Raw genomic sequence first — 20335 nt, 5'->3', positions numbered from 1 at the left:
TCCGGTTCAAGACGCCTCTCGCGGGGCCTTCTATGGCTGGCAAACCAAGCCGCTTTTTGTCGGCGGAAAGGAGCCATCATGCTGCACAATGACCGGATCGCCGCGCTGACACCAGAGGTCATAGGCTGGCGGCACCATATCCATGCCAATCCGGAGCTCGCATTCAATGAACACGAAACGGCGCGTTTCGTTGCAGAGAAACTGCGCTCCTTCGGCGTCGACGAGGTGCATGAAGGGATCGGCGGCACCGGCGTCGTCGGTGTCCTGCGCAGCGGCGGCGGCGCACGCGCTATCGGCCTTCGCGCCGAGCTCGACGCGCTTCCGGTGCTGGAGAAAACCGGCCTGTCCTATGCTTCGAGGCAAGAGGGCGTGATGCACGCCTGCGGCCATGACGGCCACACCGCGATTCTGCTCGGCGCCGCCAAATTGCTTAGCGAGTCGCGCACCTTCGACGGCACCGTCACTTTCATCTTTCAGCCGGCCGAGGAGAACGAGGGCGGCAGCATGCGCATGATCGGGGACGGCCTGTTCAAGCGCTTTCCGGTCGAGGCGGTCTATGCGGTCCACAACTGGCCGGGCGTCAGGCTGGGGACGATCGCCGCCCGCGCTGATGCGCAAATGGCGGCCGTCGATAATTTCGAACTGACCTTCGAGGGTCTTGGCGCGCATGCCGCGATGCCGCAGCTCGGCGACGACCCGATCCTGGCCGCCAGCGCCTTCGTGCAAGCCGTCCAGCGCATCGTCAGCCGCTCGGTCGACCCGCAGAGCGCGCTTGTCGTCAGCATCACGCAGATCCATGGCGGCAATGTCGGCAACATCGTGCCGGGCAAGGTCTGGCTGCAAGGCACCTGCCGCTTCTTCGAGCACGGCCTTTCCGACCATTGCGAGAGGCTGATCGGCGAGATCGCACAAGGTATTGCCGCCGCGCATTCGCTCAAGGCCAGGCTCGACTACAGGAAGGGCTATCCGCCGCTGATCAATACGGCGGATGCGACAGCCCGCGCCGTCGAGGCCGCCGCCTCCGTCGTCGGCCGGGAGAATGTCTTGACCGAGTTCAGCCCCAGTCTCGGCTGCGAGGATTTCGCTTTCATGATCCGCGACGCCGGCGGCTGTTATGCGTGGATCGGTGCCGGCGAGGTCGGCCCGGGCGAAGGCCTGCACGGCGACCGCTACGTTTTCAACGACGAGATCGTGCCGACGGTGATGCGCTATTACGTCAACCTCGTCGAGCAGACGCTTCCGCGGGCCGGTCCTTCTACAGCAGTTTTTCCGGCGTGATCGGCAACTCCCGGATCCGCTTGCCTGTGGCGTCGAAGACGGCGTTGGCAACAGCAGCGGCAACGCCGGTGGCGCCGAGTTCGCCGATGCCTTTGCCGCCGATCGGGCTGGCATGCTCGTCCACCTCATCGACGAAGTGGATTATGATGTCGCCGGGAATGTCGGCGTTGACCGGAATGGCGACTCCGGAAAGGTTCTTCGACAGGAACCGGCCAAGCACCGGTTCGTGCCTGCTCTGCTCCATTGCCGCCATGCCCCAGCCCCAGATGATGCCGCCCGTCATCTGGCTGCGTGCGGTGCGGGGATTGACGATGCGGCCGGCGCTGTAGCTGCCCACGGCGCGACGAAGCCTGAGCAGGCCGAGCCCCGGATCGACGCCGACCTCCATGAAAATCGCGCCGAAAGTGCGCATCGCGAGGCCTTTGCCATGCTGCGCCGGATCGAACGAGCCGGAGCCGGTGATCTCGCCGATGTCGGTATGGCTCATCACGTCGGCGATCGTCTGACCGCCGGCAGCGCCTCTGCGGCGAATCTTGCCGTCCTGCATCTCCACCTCGTCCGGCAGCAGATTGGCAAGACGGGCAAGCTGCGAACGCGCATCTTCGGCGGCGGCAAGCACCGCCGCGCCCACCCCCATGGTCGATGACGAGCCATAGGTCGGTCCCGCCTCCGGCAGCTGTGTATCGCCCATTTCCAACTCGATCCTCTCGATCGGCAGGCCCAGCACGTCGGCTGCGATCTGCGGAAAGATGGTGAGTGTTCCGGTCCCTATGTCCTGGGTGCCGGTGCGGATGAGCACCGTGCCATCCCGGTGCAACCTGACCTCGGCTGCAGGCGTCGGGTTGCGGAAACAGCCCATGCTGCAGGTCGCCATGCCGTAGCCGATCAGCCAATCGCCGTCGCGTTGCGGCTTGCGCGGGCGCTCGCGCCAGCCGAACAGGCGGGCGCCTTCCTCATAAGCCTCGCGCAGCTTCTTCGACGACCAGGGCTGGCCGGTGGCCGGATCCGTGTCCGCATGGTTGACCAGACGCAGATCGAGCGGATCGATGCCGAGGCGGTGGGCGAGCTCGTCCATCGCGCTTTCGAGCGCCCAGGTACCCGGACCCTCGACCGGCGCGCGCAGCGCCGTTGGCATGGCGACGTTTGCGCGCTCGACGCGCTGGCTGAGACGCATGGCCGGCGTGGCGTAGAGACCCTTGGAGGCTTCGGTGGCGAACTCGACGAAATCGTCGCTCACGGTGGTCAGGTTGATCACGTCCTGCTGTACGGCGGTCAGCTTGCCCGACCTGTCCGCAGCCAGCACGATCTTCTGTGCCATGCGTGGCTGATAGCCGAGGCAGGAATAGGCATTGGCTCGGCTTAGCGCCAGCCTGACCGGGCGCTGCATGATGCGCGCGGCGGCGGCGGCCAGCACCTGATGCGGCCAGATCCAGCCCTTGCCGCCGAAGCCGCCGCCGGTATGGCGGGAAATCACGCGGACCTTCTCGGCCGGGACATTCATGCGGGCGGCAACCACCTGGCGGACACCGTAGACGTGCTGCGTGGCGTCGTGCAGCGTCAGCTCTCCGTCATTCCACTCAGCGAGCGTCGCCGAGGGCTCCATGGCGTTGTGATGGCGCGACGGCTGCAGGTAGACGGCTTCGACCATGGCGGCTGCGTCGCTAAGCCCGCGGTCGACGTCGCCCTTGGTAAACGTCGGCTCCAGGAACAGGAAGCCGCTCTCCCTCGGCACGACCGCAGCCTTGTCGATGGCGGTCCACTCCGGCGGTGCCGGCAATTCCGGCTCGGCGAACTCGTAGCGCAATGCGACGCGGCGAGCGCCGGCCTCCGCTGCCTCCAGCGTCTCGCCCAGCACAATGGCAAGCGGCTGACCCTCGTGACGTATCTCGTCGCCCTGCATGGGCATGAAGCTCTGCGCTGCCGGCGGGCCTTCGGCCTGCTGCATCTGCGTATCGGGCTCGGCTCTCGGCGATGCGAACCGGCCGAATTTGGGCATGTCCTCATGCGTGAGCACACGCACGACGCCCTCCTCGGCGAGCGCGTCGTCGACCATGATCGACGTCACGCGGCCGGCCGGAACGGGCGCGGTCACGAGTACCGCATAGAGCAGGTCGGGGGCGAAATAGTCGGCCGCATAGCGGGCGCGGCCGGTGACCTTGACGCCGCCGTCAGGGCGGGCAACAGGCTGGCTGATCATCATGACGGCATCCTTGCTGCTCTTTCGATCGCCCGCAAAGCGGCGGTCTTGGCCAGTTCGATCTTGTAGGCGTTCTGCGACAAGGGACGCGCTTCGGCGAAGGATTGCTCGATAGCGGTGCTCAACGCCTCGCGATCGCCGATTTCGGCACCGGCGAGCTGCTCCTCGGCGGCGCTCAGCCGCCACGGCCGCAGCGCGACGGACCCCAGCGCCAGGGCCGCCCGACGGATGGTTTGGCCGTCCATCTCCAGCACAGCGGCGGCAGAGACGATGGCGTATTCGTAGGATTCGCGCTCGCGCACCTTGAGGTGAGCCGATCGCGGCGCCGGCGCCGGCAACTCGATTGCCGTGATCAGTTCACCTTGCTGCAACACATTGTCTGCCTCGGGCCGCGTGTCGGGAAGCAGGTGGAATTCCGCTGCCGGAATGCGCCGGCCGCCGCTGCGGTGCGCGGTGACGATGACCGCATCAAGTGCTGCCAGCGCCACGGCCGGGTCGGATAGCTGGGTGGCGACGCAATCCTCGGTCCAGCCGAATATTGCGTGATTGTCGTTGATGCCATGCAATGCCGAGCAGCCGGAGCCGAGCTGACGCTTGTTGCATGGCAACTGCTCTTCGGCACGGAAATAGGCACAGCGCGTCTTCTGCAGCAGATTGCCGCCTATCGTTGCGAGGTTTCTCAGCTGCGGCGACGCGGCGTTGAGGATCGCCTGGCTCAACACCGGATAGTCGCGCATGACCAGCGCATGCTGGGCGACATCGTTGAGATGCGTCAGCGCGCCGATCGTCAAGCCGCCGCCGGGCAGTGCCTCGACCTGATCCAGCCCGTCGAGGCGGGAGATGTCGATGATCCGGGTCGGCTCGGCAATGCCAAGGCGCAGCCAGTTGAGCAATTCGGTGCCGCCGGCGAGAAAGGCGCTGTCCGGCGCGGCACCGGCTGCGATCGTTTCGCCCAGGCTATCGGCGCGCGCGTAGACGAATGGGGTCATTGGCTCACCCTCCCGGCCGCCGCGCGCACCGCCTCGACGATTTGCGGATAGGCGGAGCAGCGACACAGATTGCCGCTCATCCATTCACGGATCTCGGCATCGGAGCCGGTGTGTCCCTCCTCGATCAGCGCCGCCGCCGACATCACCTGGCCGGGCGTGCAGAATCCGCACTGGAAACCATCATGATCGATGAACGCCTGCTGCACGGGATGAAGCGCATCGCCGTTTGCCAGGCCTTCGATCGTCGTGACCTCGCGTCCCTCGCAGGACACGGCAAGTATCATGCAGGCATTCACACGCCGTTCGTCGAGATGCACGGTGCAGGCGCCGCACTCGCCGAAATTGCATCCCTTTTTCGTTCCGGTCAGATGAAGCCGCTCGCGCAGCAGGTCGAGCAGCGTGACGCGGGGATCGAGATCGGAAAGGCTGTGGTCCTCTCCGTTCACCCGCAACCGCAATAGGTGCCGATCGTGGAAGTCCATTGGGGGTTACCTCGAAGCACATGCCGTACTCGTCGCAGGGACTCGTCCAGCAAGCAGCCACCCACCTGTCGAGGCGAAAATAGGGCGGTCGATTCCGGTGAAAAGGCGCCGCCGGTCAGGGAAGGCTAAAAAACGCGCATTTGAGATTTGCGGCGGAGCGGAAAGGCCCTGCATAACTGTGGTTCACGGCCATCCCAACATGAGCCGAATGCAGACGGTCCCCCTTTAGGGACGATTACCATGAGCTGAAGTCACCTGGTGAGGTCTAAGACTATCTTTCCGGGAGCGTGGCCGGTGCGATTGCGCTCGATCGCGGATGCCAGATCGTCGAAGCCGACCATTTCTGCAATCGTGGACCGCAGCGAGCCGTCAGCGATCTCTTGAGCGATTGTGGCTAGGCGCGCGGTGTCAGGTTTGACTGACAACCAGATGCCATGACGGCCTGCCGGGGCGCGCGAAACCACATCAGTTGCAGCGATGCTGGCCAGGACGCCGCTAGGCGATAGGACCGACCAAGATTTGTCTAAGACCTGGCCCCCGACAAGATCGACGATAAGGTCAATGTCGCTCGCAAGAACCTCGAAGTTCTGTTTCTGGTAATCGATCGCTTCGTCAGCGCCCAAGGCTTGGACATGGGCCACGCTCTTGGTTGAGGCTGTAGCATAGACGGTCGCTCCAGCCGTCTTGGCGAACTGGACAGCGAAGCTGCCCACCCCACCAGCCGCGCCGTGGATCAACACCCGCCGCCCCCGAAGGTTGAAATCGGCGACCTGAAGGACTTGCCATGCCGTCATCGCCGCCACCGGTACTGCCGCTGCGTCAATGTCTGACAGGACCGCAGGCGTCTTGACGAGTTTTTCGGCATTTATCAGCAAGTGGTCGGCATAAGCGCCCAGGCCACCCAGCGCGGCCATGACCCGGTCTCCGACCCTCACGCCTTCGACGTGGAGCCGGTCCGCAGCACGACCCCCGCCATTTCGATGCCAAGCGTCGCGGGCAAAGATAACTTGAACTTGTCGCGGACGTAGCCTTCACGGATTTTCCAGTCGATTCCGTTTACTCCGGCAGCCTTGACCTGGACGAGCACTTGGTCGGGACCAGGCTCGGGGGCGGATAGCCAATCGACTTTCAAGCTCTCTGTGCCGCCATATGCTTGAAGACGTAGGGCCCGGCCGGAGCCAAGCGGTTCAGCCCGGCCGGGGGCGCTTTGGAAGTCATTGTGTTGGTTCATCAGGCTTCTCCTTCCTGTTGGACGATATAGTTTGAAGTCTCTCAAGAAGAACTTCGAATTATGCAGTCCACCTCGGGTGAGAAATGTTATTAGACTACCGGCGCTTGGGGATTTACTTGCTTGCGCTTTACGCGCTCAAAGCAGGATAGTCGGTGTAGCCCAGGGCGGTGCCACCATAGAAAGTGGCTTGGACTGCCGCATTCAGCGCCGCATTGGTCTTCAACCGTTCCACAAAGTCCGGATTGGCCAGGACCATCTGGCCGTAGGACTCCTGATCGGCCAGCCCCGAAGCTACGTCGGCGCCGATCTGGTCACGCGGACGACTTGGCCGATTGAGGGTCAGCGATTGGTGCCAGAGCTTGCGGATATCGGCCAGCAGCGCCTCGTCGCCCTGGTGCATGATGTGCACGTAAGCGAGCCCGAGCTTGTCGAGTTCGGCGACCAGATAGCGGTAGAGGTCCGGCCCTTCGGCGCCTTCGTCGATCCCCCATATCGTCGTCCCCGGTGACAGGCGGATCGCGGTGCGGTCCGCGCCAATCTCCTCGGCGATCGCCGTGGCGACTTCGATGGCGAAGCGCGCTCGGTTCTCGATCGACCCGCCATATTCGTCCGTGCGCGTGTTGGCGCTGGGCGCGAAGAACTGCTGGACCAGGTAGGCGTTCGCGCCGTGAATCTCGATGCCGTCGGCGCCCGCCTCGATCGCCGAGCGGGCCGCATGGCGGAAATCGGCGACCGTCTGGCGCACCTCTTCGGTCGTAAGCGCGCGTGGCGCAGGAATATCCTGCATCCCGGTCATCGTGAACATACCCGCCGCCGGCGCGATTGCGGAAGGCGCGACGGCTTGGCGGTGATGCAGCGTATTGTCGGGATGCGACATGCGCCCGGCGTGCATCAGCTGGATGAAGATGCGGCCGCCCTTGTCGTGCACGGCGGAAGTGATCTTCCGCCAGCCGGCGACATGGCCAGGCGTGTAGATGCCCGGTGTGGTGAGATAGCCCTGGCCGTCATCAGAGGGCTGGGTGCCTTCGGTGACGATCAGGCCGACGCCGGCGCGCTGGGAGTAATATTCTGTGGCAAGCTCGCCCGGCGTACCGTCGAACCCGGCGCGGCTGCGGGTCATCGGGGCCATGACGAGGCGGTTAGGCAGAGTGTAGCGGCCGACGCGGACAGGGGTGAATAAGGGACTCATTGGGATCTCCATTTGCTGGAGCGCTTGTCCACTATTCCAATGTCGGGATAAATCCGGCAGAAGTGAAATCAATATTCCAAATATGGAGCAATAGTGTGAGCCACTTGAACGACATGGCGCTGTTCGTGGAGGTGGCGAGAGCGAGGAGCTTCCGGAAGGCGGCTGAGGCTCTGGGCATGCCCAACTCGACTCTGTCGCGACGTATCAGCGCGCTGGAGAAGGCGATCGGCCTGAGGCTTCTGCATCGAACGACGCGCAAGATCGAGCTCACCGAGGCCGGCCAGCTCTATTACGAACGAAGCAAGCGCATCGTCGACGAGGCACGGCTCGCACACGAGCAGCTCGGCGCCATGCTGGAGCAGCCGAGCGGTGTCCTGCGGGTCTCGCTCCCGGTCGACTTCGCCACGCTTTACCTGACGCCGATCATCGTCGATTTCGTGCGGCACTATCCCGGCATCACCTTCGAGTTCGACCTGACCCCGCGCCGCGTCGATTTGGTGGCCGAGCCGTTCGATGTAGCGATCCGCATCGGCGAGCTGGAAGACTCCAGCCTGATCGCTCGCCTGATCGGGCGCCACGCGCGCCACCTCTATGCGTCTCCTGGCTACATCGAAGCGTCCGACGAGCCGGCGACACCGGCGGATCTGGCGGAGCATGAATGCATCTGCATGCCGAAGATCTGGACCTTGCATCAGGGGACGAACAAGGTCGAAGTCGAGGTTGGAGGCCGCTTCACTGTCAACAGCGTTGGGATGATCCGCGCCCTGGCGGTCAACCACCAGGGCATCGCCCTGCTTGCCGAGAAGATCGTCGCCGAAGATTTGGCCTCGGGCAGGCTCCGGCGTGTCCTGCCCGAATGGCAGGGATCGTCGGTCAGCATTCACGCCGTCACCGAAACTCGCCTCATTCCAGCCAAGACCCAGCGCTTCATCGAATTCCTGTCCGCCAGGCTGGTGGAAACTTGACCCAGATCGTTACGCGGAAAAAAGTCGGACGGCGGCGCGCTGCATCACGCCTTAGCGTCGAAAAGACGGTGGCTCGCCGGAGTCGATGAAGCTGAGAAATACGAATTTGCCATACCCCTACACCAGATACACCAGAGTCGCCAAAAATGCGCAAACGTGACCGGACGGCGCAGAAGCCCTACGCCTCGCCGGCGGGCCGACACCGACGCTCAGGGAGCGGGCCATCGCTCTACCGCGAGGGCGGGGCGAGGTGCGCACGGCTGAACTCACGGCCATCGGCATCCCCGATGCTATCTATCCAGGATGTGCGACGAGCGACTGCTCGTGAAGGTGGATTCGGCATCACAAGGCTTCCCTGTGAGGTGAGATGGCGAGGGCCGGCAAACGGATCGATTCCGACCCTCACCGAAATGCTCGCCATCCCGGCCCGAATCAGCCTTCGCTCGGCACAGGTGTCTTGAGGAGTTGTTGCTCCCACAGGAAGGCGATGCCGCTGCCGCCGAAGTGCTGGATGAGAATCTCGGTCAGCTCTTCGACATGCTCGGTGCGCGCCCAGTCGCGCTGCCATTCGCCAGCGAGCGCCATCACGGTCATCATGTTTGCGCCAGCCGCGATCATCCGCTGGATGGCGATCTGGTGGGACCCGGTCGAAACGCCGCCCGACGCATCGGTGATCACGGACACGTCCCAGCCTTCGCCGAGGGCTTGGATGACAGGCATCGCGACGCAGACTTCGGTCCAAAGGCCTGCGATAATCAGTTGTTTGCGGCCGGTCGCCTTGACCACGTCCACCACGTTCTCGTCCTGCCAGGTGTTCACCCAAGTCCGGTCGATCACTTCCTGCCCCGGGAAGACGTCAGTGATCTGCTTGAAGAGGATGCCGCCACGACCCGCGATCACGCTGGTGAGAATGGTCGGAACATTGAAGCCTTTTGCTAGCTTCGCCAGCGCGGTCGCGTTGTTGACCACAGCTTGCGGATCGTGGCTGTTCAGGTTCGCGAGTTGGTAAGGCTGGTGGTCGATCAGAACGAGTACCGAGTCTTCAGGACGAAGAAGCGAATCAAGGCCGTTGCGAGGGGTCATCAAGACTTCCTTTCTCTGCCGCTATGGACGGCAATGGGTTCACGGGAGACATGCGCCAGCGGGCGAGCGTTGCCTGGACGCAATTTGCCGTTCCTTATGGTGATGCAGTAGTGCCATAATCAGGCAAGCTGTGTCGCGAAATGAGGAACGCTGAATTGGACATCGAAGATCTACAGACATTCGTCGCAGTGGCCGATGCAGGGGGCGTATCGGCCGCCGCGCGCCGGCTCGGCGTCTCCAAGTCAATCGTCAGTCGGCGGCTCTTTCGGGTTGAAGCGGAACTTGGCGTCCAGCTTCTTGCACGAACGACCCGCGGCGCCGCGCTCACCGAAGCGGGAATCGCGTTCAGAGACCATGCGGCCCGGGCCAGCGCAGAGATCGATACGGCTCGGGAAACGATCCTCCCCACCGGTGAGCTGCGCGGCCGCCTGAGGGTTGCCATGCCGCTTACTTTCGGCGCGGACCCACTTCGCCCCCGTGCTCGCGGAAATGGCGCGTCTGCACCCGAAGCTTCACATCCATACTTCCTACAGCGATCGCTTCGTCGATCTCATCGCAGAAGGTTTCGATTGCGCGATCCGGGGCGCCTACCTTCAAGACTCCAACCTGATCGCGAAGCGCGTCGGGCCGATCCATGGAAAGCTTGTCGCAAGCCCGGATTATATCGAGGTGCACGGGTCACCCGAGACTCTGGACGAACTCGTCACCCATCAGGCCCTCATGCAGGGAACGGAAGCCTGGCAGTTCATAAATGGCAGCAAGATTGTTACGGTCCAGCCGCAGGGCAGGTTCAAGGCCGATAGCGCCACGGCGCTTGCCGCCGCGGCGGCGGCAGGTCTCGGCATCGCCTGGCTCCCCGATTGCATCACACATGAATATGTGGCCTCCGGCGCGCTGGTCCCGATCATGACACGCTATCCGGTACCTCCGGGGGCCGCGTATGTCGTCCGACCGCCGGGTCAGCATCCCACGCGGAAAGTGCGGGTGCTCACCGAGATGCTGATTGAGTACTTCAAACGGAACACGGATCTTTGGGGTCTTGACAACTAGGACACGAACGGTGCGAAGCCTCCCCACCGGCAGGAGGCACGGGGGTAAATTCTCCAGGCAACGCCGCAGGCGCGACGTCCACGCGGATCATGTTCAACCGAGTAGGCGTTGAGATCTTGCCTGTGCAGATCTGGCGCGAGGCCTCTCCGCTTTGTCCCAGCGACGCCTCGCGCGCGCAGGCTCAAAGCTATGCAATCCGCCGTCCACGAACACCTCGCGCCCGTCTGTAAGCTGCTGTCGTTGAGGCAGCGACGGCAAGTAATAACGGGCGGCAACGTTCGGACGCCGCCGCGGCGAACTGAACGGCGCACTCGGGCGCGAAGCCGCCGGTCATCAGTATTTCCGCCCGGTAGCCGCCGAATAGGCGTGGGCGGGCGAGCCCTGCTATTCTACGCCTGATTTCATCGGTCCTCGATGCTCTGACACTCTGGAGGCAGGACTATCGAGATCGACGCGTGGGGAGAAATTGCACGCTGGCGCGCAATATCGCGCTATGGCGTAGAAGAGGCGGTGGCTCCCCGGGCCGGATTCGAACCAGCGACCAACCGGTTAACAGCCGGTTGCTCTACCACTGAGCTACCGGGGAACAGAGGCTCTTGCGTGAGTGGGGCAGCCTATAGCAAACCCGTTTCGGCTTTGCAAAGAAGCATTTCGCATTTTTTCGGTGCTTTTTGGCGCAGGGCTTGCTGGCAATGGCCGGCGAGCGCCCTCATATGAGCTATCTCTCGCATGTCACGGAACAGAAAAGGCCGTTGCGGCTTTCTCCGGCTGACGGTGCTACTGATGCAAACGGATCGACATTTCACATGACGGCAATGAGCGACGAACAGCCACCGGCCCGGAAAATCTCGGTCTTCGGCCGCCAGTTCACCATGCCGCGCTCGCGCGGCCTCCGGATTGCGATCGGCGTTGTGCTGATCATCGGCGGCATTCTCGGCTTCCTGCCGATCCTGGGTTTCTGGATGGTGCCGATCGGATTGCTGGTGCTCTCCTACGAATTCGCGTTGGTGCGCCGTCACCGGCGCCGCTTCGTCGTCTGGTGGGAGCGACGGCGCCGGCCGGATTGAGACTGCCCTGCTGACAGGCCGGTATCCGGCAAAATGTCGGAGAGCGGCGTGGTCCGTCCAGGCATCACCGAGGTTGGTCGAAGCAGCTCTCCAGACGTTCGCAAAGCTCGTTGAGAACGGCGGTAGCCGATGCCAGCCGCGCCCGGTCGCGCGGCGGCAGGCTGTTTGCGCCTTCTATGCTGAGGCGGTCGATGACATAGCGCACAAGCTCTGCAGACTGCGACAATCCGCGCGACGTGCCGTCCTTCGTAGCTGCTCGACGCATGGCGGAGCCTCCTCTTTGCCCAACGTGGCCGCCGGTTTCGGGTTCCCGCCGCCCAGAATCATGCTTAACGATAAGCTAATATGTTATTGCTAACATGGGCATTGCGTTGATAAGGCAGGGCATGGAATGTCGAGGAACCGTTGGGAATGCATGGTGGCCGCTTGACGGCATTTTCGCCGCAACCTATTGGAGCCGGGTGGAACGCCGGGAGCAATGAGGCCTCGTGGCGGAGTGGTTACGCAGAGGACTGCAAATCCTTGCACCCCGGTTCGATTCCGGGCGAGGCCTCCAATGCCCGAGCTCCCGCGCGTCAGCGCCAGGGGGCTTCAGTTCCGGTCGAAACAGCCGCGGCCTTTGCGCGGCAAGCGGATGGTTGGAACATGAGCGCTGATTTTGCCGAACGCCGGGTGAAGATGGTCGACGGCCAGATCCGCACCACCGACGTGACCAGCGCACCGCTGCTCGAGGCGATGCTTGTCGTGCCGCGCGAGGCCTTTGTCGGCGCCGGCCAGCGTGACCTTGCCTATATCGACGAGGACATCCGCATCGCCGATACGGCCGATGGCCCGCGCTATGTGATGGAGCCGTCGCCATTGGCCAAGCTGATGCAACTGGCCGATATCGGCCCAAGCGATTCGGCACTCGATGTCGGCTGCGGCACCGGCTATGCGGCGGCGATCCTGTCGCGGCTGGGAAGGTCCGTGGTGGCGCTGGAAAGCGATCCGGTGCTGGCCGAGACCGCCACTTCGACGCTTGCGGCACTTGGTTGCGGCAATGTCACCGTGGTCCACGGGCCGCTGCCGCAAGGCCACGCAGATAAGGCGCCTTACGACGTCATCCTGATCGGCGGCAGCGTCGGCGAGGTGCCGGCGGCGCTGTTCGACCAGCTTGCCGAAGGCGGCCGACTCGTCGCCGTGGAGGGGCAGGGCAATTCGGGCGTAGCCCGGCTTTTTTTTAAGACTGGAGGGGTTGTAACGGGAAGACGCGCATTTAATGCGGCAATTAAGCCACTACCGGGATTCGAACGCATTCCCGCCTTCGAATTCTGAGTGATTTTGCCTTGCAGCGAAGGCGCTGTCATGATCGCTTGCGTTTGAACAATCGTTGCTGATCTGCATAACCGGGCGTTTCTGGGGGCTTTCAGCGGGGGAACGATAAAAAACGCGGCGCCGGCTGATCAGAAGGAGAAGCCAGCGTGGCGCAGTTCCCGTGCAAAACGAATGAGGGAATATAACGTGCCGTCTGTACGCAAGTTGCTTTTTACCGCTGTCCTCGTTTCGGCGACAGCGCTGTCTCCAATGGCCGCCTCGGCCGAAACCATTCTCGGAGCCCTTTCAAAGGCCTATCAAAACAATTCCTCGCTCAATTCTTCACGCGCCGGCGTTCGTGTCACCGACGAGGGCGTCGCCATCGCCAAGTCCGGCTGGCGTCCGACCGTCACCGGTTCCGCGGACATCGACTACACCAGCACCCACATCAATGGTACCAGTCGAACCGCGCGCATAACCACGGGCAACTTTGGCGTCCAGATCAATCAAACCCTGTTCGACGGCTTCCAGACTAAGAACAACGTCGCCGCCGCCGAAGCGCGAGTCAGCGCATCGTTCGAAAGCTTGCGCAACACCGAAGAGAACACGCTGTTCAACGCGGCGAGCGCCTATATGGACGTTATCCGCGATCGTCAGATCGCTGTGCTGACCGAACAGAACCTGCAATTCCTGACCGAGCAGGCGCGTGCGGCGCGTTCGCGCTTCGAGGTCGGCGAGGGTACCCGCACCGACGTCGCGCAAGCCGACGCCCAGCGTGCCTCCGCGGTGGCGCAGTTGAGCGCCGCCCGCGCCACGGCACTGGCAAGTGCTGCGACCTATCGCCAGATCGTCGGCGACGAGCCGGGCAGGCTCAGGCCGGCTTCGCCGCTTTCGAAGCTGTTGCCGTCGAGCCTCGATGCGGCGATCGCGATCGCGTCGGCCGAGCATCCGGCCATCCTCGCCACCGCGCATCTGGTCGACGCGGCGGCGTTTTCGGTGAAATCGGCCGAAGGCGCGTTGCTGCCGCAGCTTTCGGCCAGCGCCGGCGTCTCCAGCGACTATCGCAACACGGTTCCGGGCGTCCTTGGGGCAACGCAGGACGGCACAAGGACGTCGGCGAACATCGGTGCCACGCTGACTGTGCCGATCTATTCGGGCGGACGGACCTCGGCGACTGTGCGCCAGTCTAAGGAATCGCTCAGCCAGGCGCGGATCGAAGTCGACGTTAGTCGCGACCAGGTGCGTCAGGCCGTGACATCGGCATGGTCGCAATACACCGCCGCGCAGCAAAGCGTCACGGCCAACCGGCAGGTGGTCGCCGCCGCGCAGCTTGCCCTGAACGGCGTCATCGAAGAGCGCAATGTCGGCCAGCGCACCACGCTCGACGTGCTCAACGCGCAAGCGACCCTCATCACCGCCAAGATCAATCTTGTCAGCGCCGAACGCGACGTGGTGGTGGCAAGCTACGCCATCCTCTCGGCGGTTGGCCATTTGTCGGCGGAGCGCCTTGCGCTCAACGTGACGAAGTACAGGCCCGAAGAGCATTACAACGCCGTCAAGGACAAGTGGATCGGTCTGCGCACGCCGGACGGCCGCTGATCGCCAAGCCGTCTTTTCAGCCCGCGCTCGAACGACGCGCGGGCTTTCAACTCCCGACCCTAATCTGTTGAAATCCGAGATGTCGCCAGATTGGGGATTCTCGCAAGCCGTTCCGTCGGTTACGCTGTTGCCATGATTCGAATCCGGCATTGCCGGACAGGAAATCTGAGAACGAGTCACAAGGGCGGCGGATGTGACGATGGCGACGGCAAGCAGCGTACAGCGCGAACCTTCCATGGAAGAAATACTGGCTTCCATCAGAAGGATCATCGAGGACAGCGATACCGGCCGCAAGCAGCCGGGCGACGCGGACGAGCTGCGCCAGGATCTGCAACCGGCGCCGGCAGCCGGACGGGCAGCGGAGGGGGATGCGTTCCGCTCCGAACTGCGCGGCGGACTGGAGATCGCCAAGCCGGCCACGCGCGCCGAGGTGCAGCCAACGGCCGCGCCGGTCGTTGATCGCCTGGAAGCGCCGCTGCGCGCCGGCCCGGTAAAGGCAGCGGTGACGCTGGCTGAGGTGAACGCCGCTCCCGAACCGCCCGCAAAGCCGGATCGGCCTGCGACAGCCAAGGCTGCCGAGACGACCGACACCATCATCGCCGATTGGCGGCGCGAGATCGCCGCGGTCGGCGACGCGATGGCCAAGCCGGAGCGCGCCGAGCCACTCCGGACGCCGGAAGCCGAGCCGAAAGCCGAGGTTTTCGAGAACGAGGCGACTGCTGGACTTGTGCCGGAGCCTTCGGAAATTGGGCCGGAGCCTTCGGAAAGCGGCCCGGGACCTTCGAAAATCGGCCCGGAATCTTCGAAAATCGGCCCGGAATCTTCGAAAATCGGATTGGCGCGTCCGGCGGCCAGCGAGGCGCCGCCCGCACGTCCGGCAATCCTTTCGGAGCATACGGGCCGGCAGGTTGCCGCCGCCTTCGGCGAGCTTTCCGACGCGTTTGCCAGCCGCAGCAAGAAGACTTTCGACGAGATGGCCGAGGAGATGCTGCTGCCCATGCTGCAGGACTGGCTGGACAACAACCTTCCGACGCTGGTCGAGCGGCTGGTGCGCGAGGAAATCGAGCGCGTCGCGCGCGGCGCGCAGTAGCAATTCGGAGAGCCGCCAATGGGCGGCGCTCGACCGGCGAATTGTCGAAGTCGGCGCTGCCCCTCATCCGCCTGCCGGCACCTTCTCCCCGTATAGTGACGGGGAGAAGGGGTTGACCGCAATTTAGGCGCCTTTTCCGCAACGTTCGTGACTGGCGAAAGCTTCAGTACAGGCGTTTTTCTCCCCGTCACTATACGGGGAGAAATGCCCGGCAGGGCAATGAGGGGCGGCGCAAACCTGAAGCGATTGCCTTGCAACATTCAGTTCCGCGAGTTGCACCGAACCATCCCGGCGCTATCTATTGGCCATGCCGCCCTTGCGGTTGACTTGGCAACAACCTTCCGATTTACACCGGACCACAAATTCCGGACAGCGCGGACCGTTTTCCCATGCTCGAAAAGACCTACGACGCCAAAGCCGTCGAGCCGAAGATTGCCAGGATCTGGGAAGAGGCCGACGCGTTTCGGGCCGGCGCCGGGGCCGAGGAGGGGGCTGAAGCCTTCACCATCGTCATCCCGCCGCCGAATGTCACCGGCTCGCTGCATATGGGCCACGCGCTCAACAATACGCTGCAGGACATTCTGGTGCGCTTCGAGCGCATGCGCGGCAAGAACGTTCTTTGGCAACCAGGCATGGACCATGCCGGCATCGCCACGCAGATGGTGGTCGAGCGCCAGCTTATGGAAAAGCAGATCCACCGCCGCGACCTGACGCGAGATGAGTTCATCGACAAGGTGTGGGAGTGGAAGGCCGAGTCCGGCGGCGCCATCCTCAACCAGCTGAAGCGGCTCGGGGCCTCGGCCGACTGGAGCCGGGAGCGCTTCACCATGGACGAGGGCCTATCCAAGGCCGTGCTCGAAGTGTTCGTGACGCTCTACAAGGAAGGGTTGATCTACAAGGACAAGCGCCTTGTGAACTGGGACCCGAAGCTGTTGACCGCCATCTCGGATCTCGAGGTCGAGCAGCAGGAAGTCAACGGCAACCTCTGGCACTTCCGCTATCCGGTCGAAGGCATGACCTTCGATCCGGAAAATCCGAAGACCTTCATCACCGTTGCGACGACCCGCCCGGAGACGATGCTGGGCGATACGGCTGTCGCCGTCCACCCCGACGACGAACGCTTCCGGCATCTCGTCGGCAAGAACCTCATCCTGCCGATCGTCGGCCGCAGGATCCCGGTCGTGGCGGACGAGTATTCCGATCCCGAAAAAGGCAGTGGTGCGGTCAAGATCACGCCGGCGCATGACTTCAACGACTTCGAGGTCGGCAAGCGTCACCGGCTGCCGGCGGTCAACATCCTCACCGTCAATGCGGCGGTGAGCCTCAAGGACAATGAGGACTTTCTCGCCGGACTGGACGTGACGCCGGAGCGCCAGACCGACTGGGACGGCCTCGACGGCCTGGACCGTTTCGATGCGCGCAAGAAGATCGTCGAGCTGATGCAGGCGGGCGGCTTTCTCGAGAAGGTCGAGCCGCATCGCCACGCCGTGCCGCACGGCGACCGCGGCGGCGTGCCGATCGAGCCGTTTCTGACCGACCAGTGGTATGTCAATGCGGCGGAACTGGCCAAGCCGGCGATCGCGTCGGTGCGCGAGGGCCGTACCAATTTCGTGCCCAAAAACTGGGAAAAGACCTATTTCGACTGGATGGAAAACATCCAGCCCTGGTGCATTTCGCGCCAGCTCTGGTGGGGTCACCAGATCCCTGCCTGGTACGGGCCGGACGGGCATGTCTTTGTCGAAAAGACCGAGGAAGAGGCGCTCGGTGCCGCCGTCGAATATTATCTGGCGCTGGAAGGGCCGTGGAAGGCCTGGGTCGAGGACAAGCTTGAGAATTTCCAGCCTGGCGAGATCCTGATCCGCGACGAGGACGTGCTCGACACATGGTTCTCGTCGGCGCTGTGGCCGTTCTCGACGCTTGGCTGGCCGGACCAGACGCGGGAGCTGAAGACCTATTACCCGACCGACGTGCTGGTGACCGGTTTCGACATCATCTTCTTCTGGGTCGCCCGCATGATGATGATGGGCCTGCATTTCATGGATCAGGAGCCGTTTCATACCGTCTATGTCCATGCGCTGGTTCGCGACAAGAACGGGCAGAAGATGTCGAAGTCGAAAGGCAACGTTATCGATCCGCTCGAGCTCATCGACGAATACGGCGCCGATGCGCTGCGCTTCACCTTGACGGTGATGGCAGCGCAAGGGCGCGACGTTAAGCTCGATCCGGCCCGCATTGCCGGTTATCGCAATTTCGGCACCAAGCTGTGGAACGCGACGCGCTTCGCCGAGATGAACGAAGTGGCGCGCGACGACGATTTCTGGCTGCAGGACGCCAAGCTGGCGGTCAACCGCTGGATCTTGACCGAGCTGACGCGAGCCGCGCGGGACATAACGGACGGTATCACCTCATACCGCTTCAACGAGGCGGCGGGTGCCGCCTACCGCTTCGTCTGGAACCAGTTCTGCGACTGGTACCTGGAACTGCTGAAGCCGGTGTTCATGGGCACCGACGAGGCCGCCAAGGCCGAGAGCAGGGCATGTGTCGCCTTCGTACTCGACGAGATCTACAAGCTGCTGCATCCGATGATGCCGTTCATGACCGAGGAACTGTGGGCCGAAACCGCCGGCGAGGGCAGGCAACGGCAATCGCTGCTTTGTCATGCGGCATGGCCGTCGCCCGACTTCGAGGACGAGGCGGCCGCCGCCGATATCAACTGGCTGGTCGACCTTGTCTCCGGCATCCGCTCGGTGCGTTCGGAGATGAACGTGCCGCCGGCGGCTATCGCACCGCTCGTGGTGATCGGCGCCAACGACGCGACACACGAAAGGCTCGAGCGTCAGGGCTCGGCTATCAAGCGTCTGGCGCGGGTCGGCGACATCTCGCTCGCCGAGGCGCCACCGAGGGGATCCGCCCAGATCGTGGTCAACGAGGCGACGATCTGCCTGCCGCTCGGCAGCCTGATCGACCTTGCCGCCGAGGCAGCGCGCCTGCACAAGGAGCTTGCGAAGGTGACCGAGGAAATAGCGCGGCTCTACAAGAAGCTGTCCAACGAGAAATTCGTCGCCAACGCGCCGGAAGAGGTGGTGGAGGCCGAGCGTGAGAAACTCGCCGAATATCGCGAGGCGCAAGAGAAGCTTTCGGTGGCATTGGCGCGGGTGCGCGATGCCGGTTGATCGAACAGATTGGGCCGGTTGATCGAACAGATTGGGCCGGCTGATCAAACAAATTGGGCCTGCTGGCCGCAATAGATTCGCCGGTCACGAATCTGCCTTCCAGACAAGCCGCCTGCCACGAAAACGGGCATTCCGCAGCGTAAATCTTGAGGCAAACTGAATGTTTTTGCCCCATTGTTGCCGTAATGTAACAATGGCTGACTGGGCACGCAAAATGCCCTGTTTTGTAGTGATTTAGGGGTTTTTCCCGAGTTTTCTCGTCGATCTGTATTGTGGCGGCCATTTTCCCGCCTCGGTAAGAAGGCCGACACCTTGTCGGAAATGCGTTCAGCCAAGCTGTACATGTACGCACGGCGAATTCGTTGTTGCGCCGTTAACCTGAATTGGTTCTAGCTTGATGCAAGGACATTTCGGGGAGGAGATTCATGTGTTATTCGCGTCTGAAAGTGCTACTGGGCGCGGGGGCTTTTTCGCTGGCTTTGGCTGGGACGGTGCAAGCCGGGGGCTTTGACCGGGGCGGCGTCAATATCGACCAGCTGTTCGACGCGGCGCCATATTCGTTCGACGCAGGCGTCACCTATGTTTCGCCACAGCGCAAACTCAAGAATGTGCAGCGCCTCGATGGCTCGGGTTTGTCGACATCGGCGGTGGACGTTGGTGGCGATTATGCGGTGCCGCATGTCGGCATCAAAGCCAACATCTTTGAGCCCGTAGACTGTCTTGCCACCTATACGAGACCGTATGGTGCGGACGCGAATTTCGGCATGAACAACGCCTATTCGCCGACAGCAGTCAAATACGCCGTCGACACAGACGATTTCGGTCTCACCTGCTCCTATAAGGTGAACGTCGGCAAGGGCGCCATACGATTCATCGGCGGTGTCTCCTACCAGCAGGTAGACGCGTTTCTGTCCCGTCAGACACTGCTCGCCTTCGGCAATACCGGCCTCGGCGTCTTCAAGCTATCCGACGAGGCATGGGGTTGGCGTGCGGGCGCAGCCTATGAGATTCCCGAGATCGCTCTGCGCGCCAGCCTGATGTACTCTTCAAGCTACAAATATGACGGGCTATCGGGAACCGTCGACACTACCGGCTTCAGGGGCGCCTTTCCGGCGGATCTGATTCCTGGCTCTACCGGCGTGTACCCAGTCTCGGCGTCGGCTGAGATACCTCAGGCTCTGGAATTCAAGCTGCAGAGCGGTATAGCTCCTGGCTGGCTGGCCTTTGGTTCCATCCGCTGGCAGGAGTGGAGCAAGCTTGGCGTCATTGCCATCAATGGCGTGCGCAGTCCGGTAACCGGTTTGCCCTCGCCCGTTTCATTCGACCTGCTTTATCGCGACGGCTGGACGGTCACGGGCGGTATCGGGCACAAGTTCACCGATCAATTGTCGGGCGTGGTTTCGCTGACCTGGGATCGCGGCACCTCGACGACCTCCGGCTATCAATCGGATACCTGGGCCGTTGCCAGCGGCGTCTCCTATTCGCCGAACGACCAGGTCGAGGTCAGGCTCGGTGGCTCGATCGGTGTGCTGACGAGCGGGTCATCGACTTTCAGCGGTGTCGGCGACGTGGCAAATGCCGTTACCTATACCTACGGCAACGACCTGCTTCTCGCCGGTTCGGCTTCCGTCAAGATCAAGTTCTAACTA

Annotated in this window: 16 protein-coding genes, 2 tRNA genes and 1 pseudogene; 10 read left to right on the top strand and 9 right to left on the bottom strand. The window is 63.0% G+C overall.

Going from position 1 to position 20335, the window contains the following annotated elements; genetic code table 11:
- Positions 1–78 precede the first annotated feature (78 nt).
- Positions 79–1278 carry an amidohydrolase gene (locus tag NKI59_RS12295; RefSeq protein WP_352704491.1) on the top strand — a complete coding sequence of 400 codons (1200 nt, stop codon included), beginning with the start codon at positions 79–81 and terminating at the stop codon, positions 1276–1278.
- Here the strand turns inward: NKI59_RS12295 and NKI59_RS12290 are convergent.
- The 6 genes from NKI59_RS12290 to NKI59_RS12265 all read right to left on the bottom strand — a co-directional run bounded on the left by NKI59_RS12290 (position 1256) and on the right by NKI59_RS12265 (position 7378).
- Positions 1256–3478, bottom strand: coding sequence for a xanthine dehydrogenase family protein molybdopterin-binding subunit (locus NKI59_RS12290; protein ID WP_352704489.1), 2223 nt, complete (start codon positions 3476–3478; stop codon positions 1256–1258). The genes NKI59_RS12295 and NKI59_RS12290 overlap by 23 nt on opposite strands.
- The gene (locus NKI59_RS12285) at positions 3475–4464 is read right to left on the bottom strand and encodes an FAD binding domain-containing protein (protein WP_352704487.1); all 990 of its coding nucleotides are present in this window, start codon (positions 4462–4464) and stop codon (positions 3475–3477) included. The genes NKI59_RS12290 and NKI59_RS12285 overlap by 4 nt, the downstream gene beginning before the upstream one ends.
- Positions 4461–4946 (bottom strand): (2Fe-2S)-binding protein, encoded by a 486-nt coding sequence (locus NKI59_RS12280; protein WP_352704485.1) that lies wholly within the window; start codon positions 4944–4946, stop codon positions 4461–4463. The genes NKI59_RS12285 and NKI59_RS12280 overlap by 4 nt, the downstream gene beginning before the upstream one ends.
- A 251-nt stretch (positions 4947–5197) precedes the next feature.
- On the bottom strand, positions 5198–5860 hold the full coding sequence (locus tag NKI59_RS12275) for an NADP-dependent oxidoreductase (protein ID WP_352704483.1): 663 nt from the start codon (positions 5858–5860) through the stop codon (positions 5198–5200).
- 17 nt (positions 5861–5877) lie between these two features.
- A complete protein-coding gene (locus NKI59_RS12270; protein WP_352704481.1) occupies positions 5878–6177 on the bottom strand; it encodes an alcohol dehydrogenase catalytic domain-containing protein in 300 nt (99 codons plus the stop codon).
- A 127-nt stretch (positions 6178–6304) separates the two neighbouring features.
- Positions 6305–7378 (bottom strand): alkene reductase, encoded by a 1074-nt coding sequence (locus tag NKI59_RS12265; RefSeq protein ID WP_352704479.1) that lies wholly within the window; start codon positions 7376–7378, stop codon positions 6305–6307.
- A gap of 83 nt (positions 7379–7461) precedes the next feature.
- Between NKI59_RS12265 and NKI59_RS12260 the strand changes: the two genes are divergently transcribed.
- Positions 7462–8331, top strand: coding sequence for a LysR family transcriptional regulator (locus tag NKI59_RS12260; RefSeq protein ID WP_352704477.1), 870 nt, complete (start codon positions 7462–7464; stop codon positions 8329–8331).
- Between the two features lie 432 nt (positions 8332–8763).
- Here the strand turns inward: NKI59_RS12260 and NKI59_RS12255 are convergent, their stop codons facing one another.
- Positions 8764–9414, bottom strand: coding sequence for a hydrolase (locus NKI59_RS12255; RefSeq protein WP_352704475.1), 651 nt, complete (start codon positions 9412–9414; stop codon positions 8764–8766).
- Positions 9415–9569: 155 nt separating this feature from the next.
- Here NKI59_RS12255 and NKI59_RS12250 point away from each other — a divergent pair.
- A pseudogene (locus NKI59_RS12250) lies at positions 9570–10464 on the top strand (LysR family transcriptional regulator).
- Positions 10465–10975: 511 nt separating this feature from the next.
- On the opposite strand, the gene NKI59_RS12245 reads toward NKI59_RS12250, so the two are convergent.
- A tRNA-Asn gene (locus tag NKI59_RS12245) sits at positions 10976–11050 on the bottom strand.
- Positions 11051–11270: 220 nt separating this feature from the next.
- Here NKI59_RS12245 and NKI59_RS12240 point away from each other — a divergent pair.
- A complete protein-coding gene (locus tag NKI59_RS12240) occupies positions 11271–11531 on the top strand; it encodes a hypothetical protein (RefSeq protein ID WP_023676401.1) in 261 nt (86 codons plus the stop codon).
- A gap of 64 nt (positions 11532–11595) precedes the next feature.
- Here NKI59_RS12240 and NKI59_RS12235 read toward each other — a convergent pair whose 3' ends face one another.
- Positions 11596–11796 carry a hypothetical protein gene (locus NKI59_RS12235; RefSeq protein ID WP_352704473.1) on the bottom strand — a complete coding sequence of 67 codons (201 nt, stop codon included), beginning with the start codon at positions 11794–11796 and terminating at the stop codon, positions 11596–11598.
- A 217-nt stretch (positions 11797–12013) separates the two neighbouring features.
- Here NKI59_RS12235 and NKI59_RS12230 point away from each other — a divergent pair.
- From NKI59_RS12230 to NKI59_RS12205, 6 genes are all read left to right on the top strand, one after another.
- A tRNA-Cys gene (locus tag NKI59_RS12230) sits at positions 12014–12087 on the top strand.
- Positions 12088–12176: 89 nt separating this feature from the next.
- A complete protein-coding gene (locus NKI59_RS12225; protein WP_352704471.1) occupies positions 12177–12845 on the top strand; it encodes a protein-L-isoaspartate O-methyltransferase family protein in 669 nt (222 codons plus the stop codon).
- Positions 12846–13031: 186 nt separating this feature from the next.
- Positions 13032–14423 carry a TolC family outer membrane protein gene (locus NKI59_RS12220; RefSeq protein WP_352704469.1) on the top strand — a complete coding sequence of 464 codons (1392 nt, stop codon included), beginning with the start codon at positions 13032–13034 and terminating at the stop codon, positions 14421–14423.
- A gap of 199 nt (positions 14424–14622) precedes the next feature.
- On the top strand, positions 14623–15513 hold the full coding sequence (locus tag NKI59_RS12215) for a DUF2497 domain-containing protein (protein ID WP_352704467.1): 891 nt from the start codon (positions 14623–14625) through the stop codon (positions 15511–15513).
- A gap of 389 nt (positions 15514–15902) precedes the next feature.
- Entirely contained in the window at positions 15903–18686 is a 2784-nt protein-coding gene (locus tag NKI59_RS12210) for a valine--tRNA ligase (RefSeq protein WP_352704465.1), read from the top strand.
- A 425-nt stretch (positions 18687–19111) separates the two neighbouring features.
- A complete protein-coding gene (locus tag NKI59_RS12205) occupies positions 19112–20332 on the top strand; it encodes an OmpP1/FadL family transporter (protein ID WP_352470410.1) in 1221 nt (406 codons plus the stop codon).
- Positions 20333–20335 lie beyond the last annotated feature (3 nt).

It is taken from the genome of Mesorhizobium sp. M0598 (assembly GCF_040320865.1).
Classification (GTDB): domain Bacteria; phylum Pseudomonadota; class Alphaproteobacteria; order Rhizobiales; family Rhizobiaceae; genus Mesorhizobium.
The sequence above is the reverse complement of the archived record's forward strand: the minus strand, read 5'-3'. Positions and strand labels throughout refer to the sequence as shown.